The 4,290-nt window shown below is 51.4% G+C and carries 5 protein-coding genes; 2 read left to right on the plus strand and 3 right to left on the minus strand.

Annotation, left to right across the window (positions count from 1 at the left end; translation table 11 throughout):
• Positions 1-153 precede the first annotated feature (153 nt).
• The 3 genes from rlmB to ACTHTJ_RS10580 form a co-directional block, all read right to left on the minus strand.
• Positions 154-903 (minus strand): 23S rRNA (guanosine(2251)-2'-O)-methyltransferase RlmB, encoded by a 750-nt coding sequence (gene rlmB, locus ACTHTJ_RS10570; RefSeq protein ID WP_070584236.1) that lies wholly within the window; start codon positions 901-903, stop codon positions 154-156.
• 62 nt (positions 904-965) lie between these two features.
• Entirely contained in the window at positions 966-1,274 is a 309-nt protein-coding gene (locus tag ACTHTJ_RS10575) for an AzlD family protein (protein WP_003680717.1), read from the minus strand.
• Entirely contained in the window at positions 1,271-1,981 is a 711-nt protein-coding gene (locus tag ACTHTJ_RS10580; RefSeq protein ID WP_049335254.1) for an AzlC family ABC transporter permease, read from the minus strand. The genes ACTHTJ_RS10575 and ACTHTJ_RS10580 overlap by 4 nt, the downstream gene beginning before the upstream one ends.
• Before the next feature lie 101 nt (positions 1,982-2,082).
• Here ACTHTJ_RS10580 and ACTHTJ_RS10585 point away from each other — a divergent pair, with 101 nt between their 5' ends.
• On the plus strand, positions 2,083-3,057 hold the full coding sequence (locus ACTHTJ_RS10585) for a PhoH family protein (protein ID WP_070644837.1): 975 nt from the start codon (positions 2,083-2,085) through the stop codon (positions 3,055-3,057).
• 121 nt (positions 3,058-3,178) lie between these two features.
• On the plus strand, positions 3,179-4,165 hold the full coding sequence (locus ACTHTJ_RS10590) for a malate dehydrogenase (protein ID WP_070584233.1): 987 nt from the start codon (positions 3,179-3,181) through the stop codon (positions 4,163-4,165).
• The last annotated feature ends 125 nt before the right edge of the window (positions 4,166-4,290 follow it).

Consider the following 4,290-nt stretch of genomic DNA (forward strand, 5'->3'; position numbering starts at 1 on the left):
GTATCCAAGGGGGATTATGGGGATATTTGAGTAGAATCAGTGGATATTTGAAACAAAAACAGCCGAAAATCTTTGTTTAGATTTCGGCTGTCGGGGGAAGGACTTTTTTGCAAAGGTCTCGGCCTTTTAATTAAACTTTTTATTTTAAACTTTTTATTTTTCCGATTTCAACACCCGTTGACGGCGGGTTTCGCTCAATACCATGCCTGCGCTGACGGAAACGTTCATGCTTTCTACCGTGCCAAACATCGGAATCGATATCAGCATATCGCAATGTTCGCGCGTCAGGCGGCGCATACCTTCGCCTTCGTTGCCCATTACCCAAGCCACGCTGTCAGGCAAGTCGCAGTGGTAAAGGTCGGAGTCGCCACCCATGTCCGTGCCGACAATCCAAATGCCGTATTCTTTCAATTCACGCAAAGTACGGGCAAGATTGGTTACGGTAATATACGGCACGGTTTCCGCCGCGCCACAGGCAACCTTGCTAACGGTCGCATTCAGGCCAGCGCTTTTGTCTTTGGGCGCAATCACGGCATGCACGCCCATCGCATCGGCAGTACGCAGGCACGCGCCAAGGTTGTGCGGGTCGGTAATGCCGTCCAATACCAGCAAAAACGGCGGTTCGCTCAGGTTTTCCAACACATCTTCCAAATGAACATGGTTTTTGGAAGCATCGATAAACCCGACCACGCCCTGATGACGCGCCCCTTTGCTGATGGCATTCAGGCGGTCGGCATCGGCAAAATGCACGCGTACGTTTTCAGAAGCCGCTTTATCCAATACATCGCGGGTGCGCGCATCGGATTTTCCCTCTTGGATATAGAGTTCGGTAATCGATTTCGGGTTTTGCCACAAACGGGCATTAACGGCGTGAAAGCCATAGATGAGTCGTTGGTTTGCCATGTTTTTGCTTTATCAAAAAATTCAGACGGCCATTATAACAAGTAAGGCCGTCTGAAAATTTTTTATTTCATCAAATAACCGAGTATGCCCGAAGTGCCAACGCCGATTAATACCGTCACCAACATCGAAAACCGGCTGGCCGCCAATACCGTCAAAGCAATGGCAATCAGCTCATGTGGTTTGTCCGACACAAAATAAGGCGCAATCACCGAAATCAACACGCAACCCGGCGCAGCCTCCATAACCACTTGCGCACGACGGCTCAACGTACGATTGCGCAATGCAAAAAAGCCGATTAATCGGGTTGAATAGGTAACGGCCAACATGCTTAAAAACAACAGAAACGATTGCAGCGACAACAAATCCTTCATTTTTGCTCTCCCCACACATACGCCGCCAACAAGCCCGACAACGTCCCGGCCGGAACATACCATGCGCCATCCACGGTCAAATAAGTTGCGCACGCCACAATCAGGCTGACAAACCAAGGGCGCGAAGCCGCAAAGCTCTTCCACATCCCGCGCAGCAACACCAAAAACACCGCAGGAAACGCCATGCCGAAGCCCCAAGCCGCTACATCGCCAAACATCGGACCGACTGCCGCGCCAAATGCCGCAAAACCAATCCACGTTACATACAAAATAAAACACACGCCGGCATAAAACGGCATATTGAATGCAGGCAAACCTGCCGCCTTACGCTTTTGAATTTCAGCAAACGCCATTGCCCAGCTTTCATCACACATAAAAAACAGCGCGGGCATCGCCTTTTTCAGCGGCATATCCCTCATATACGGCGCAATCGCCGCACCCATCAGGATATGGCGCGAATTAATCATAAACGTAACTGTTGCAATCAGCATAATCGGCAAAGGATTTGCCCACAAATTGACTGCGGCAAATTCCGAACCTCCGGCAAAGTTCATGCCCGTCATCAACAGCATTTCCAGCCAGCTCATACCCTTTTGCCCGCCCTGCATGCCCAAAATCAGCGCCCACGGCAACAAGCCGATCAGCATGGGGGAACATTCTTTGATACCGCGCAGAAATTCCGATTGAGGAGAAGCAGTGTGATTCATTTTGATTGAAACGGTTTATCGAAAAGAAATGGCGATTATAAAGCAGGCCGTCTGAACAAGGGTATAATACGGAAAAATTAGATTTATTTACGGAAACCAATATGACCCACACCGTCCATCTGCAGTTTGAAGAAATTGACAATACCGTGTTGCAACGCCTGTGCGGCGCGCTCGACAGCAATCTCGAAGCCTTAGGCAAAGCCCTTGATATCCAAATCAGCCGCCGCTTCGAACATTTCACCTTCATGGGTGAACTGGCACATGCAGGTCGCCGTGCCTTGCTGTCGCTTGCCGAAACCGCAGAAAAAGGCGACTTGGACGACAACGCCATCAGCCTCGCGGCCGTCGAAGCAAAAACCGCAGATGAAAAACACGAAGAAAAACACCACGACCAACAATACTATTTCCGCACCAAACGCGGCAGCATCGGCGGCCGCACCCCGCGTCAAAACGGCTATATCCGCGCCTTGCTCAACCACGATGTCGTGTTCGGCTTAGGCCCTGCCGGTACGGGTAAGACCTATCTTGCCGTTGCCGCCGCAGTCGATGCCATGGAAAAACATCAAATCGAACGCATTGTTTTGGTGCGTCCCGCAGTCGAAGCAGGCGAAAAATTAGGCTTCCTGCCGGGCGATTTGGCGCAAAAAGTCGATCCCTACCTGCGACCGCTTTATGATGCGCTTTATGATTTAATGGGTTTCGATCGCGTAACCAAATTAATGGAAAAAGGTTTGATTGAAATTGCACCGCTGGCCTATATGCGCGGCCGCACCTTAAATGGCGCGTATGTCATTTTGGACGAAGCGCAAAATACCACGCCCGAACAAATGAAAATGTTCCTGACCCGTATCGGCTTCGGTGCCAAAGCAGTCATTACCGGCGACATCAGCCAAATCGACCTGCCACGCAACATCAAATCCGGCTTGAAAGATGCACGCGAAAAACTGCGCGACGTAGAAGGCCTGTATTTCCACACCTTCACCAGCGAAGACGTCGTCCGTCATCCTTTGGTGCAGAAAATCGTCGAAGCCTATGAAGCAGCAGAAGAACAAGCTGAAAAGAAAAACGGCGAATAATCTTTTCAAACACTGAAGGCCGTCTGAAAATCAAATTTCAGACGGCCTTCCTACATCATTCGCCACATAATACTGCTATAATCCGAAAATCAAGTAAAACAACGACTTCAAAAGGAAAAATATGACCCTCAAGCCACCCGTCCGAATCGCCGTTACCGGCGCGGCAGGCCAAATCGCCTATGCCACCCTTTTCCGTATCGCCGGCGGCATCATGCTAGGACGCGACCAACCCGTTATCCTGCAGCTGCTCGACCTGCCGCAGGCACAACAGGCATTGCGCGGCGTGATTATGGAAATGCAGGATTGCGCCTTCCCGCTCCTTGCCGACATCTTCGCCACAGACGACCCCGAAGTCGCCTTCAAAGATGCCGACATTGCCCTCTTGATTGGAGCGCGCCCGCGTACCCAAGGCATGGAGCGCGCCGACTTGCTGCACGCCAATGGCGAAATTTTCAAAGTACAAGGCGCGGCGTTGAACAAAGTTGCCCATCGCAACGTTAAAGTCCTCGTCGTCGGCAATCCGGCCAATACCAACGCCTACATCGCCATGAAATCCGCACCCGACATCCCGCCGGAAAATTTCACCGCCCTGATGCGTCTCGACCACCACCGCGCTGTCAGTCAAATTGCCGAAAAAATCAACCGCCCGATTACTTCCATCGAGCAAATGTGCGTCTGGGGCAACCACAGCCCGACCATGTACGCCGACTACCGCTACGCCACCAGTAACGGCGAGTCCGTCCAAGACATGATTACCGAACCCGACTGGAACACCGAAGTCTTCATGCCGAAAATCGCCGAACGTGGTGCCGCCATTATTGCCGCACGCGGTTCATCATCCGCAGCTTCCGCCGCCAATGCCGCCATCTACCACCTACGCGACTGGTTGCTCGGCAGCAGCGGTAAATGGATAACCATGGGCGTTCCATCCGACGGCTCTTACGGCATTCCCGAAGGTTTGATTTTCGGCTTCCCCGTCATTTGTGACGAAGGCAGCTACCGCATCGTCCAAGGCTTGGACTTGTCGGATGAATTCAGCCAAAAACGTATTGCCGCCACACTGGCCGAATTAGAAGAAGAACGTTCAGCCATCCAGGATCTACTCTAAAACAAAGGCCGAGACCTTTGCAAAAAAGTCCTTCCCCCGACAGCCGAAATCTAAACAAAGATTTTCGGCTGTTTTTGTTTCAAATATCCACTGATTCTACTCAAATATCCCCATAATCCCCCTTG

It is taken from the genome of Neisseria sp. P0018.S001 (assembly GCF_051957355.1).
GTDB classification, from domain to species: Bacteria; Pseudomonadota; Gammaproteobacteria; order Burkholderiales; family Neisseriaceae; genus Neisseria; species Neisseria subflava_A.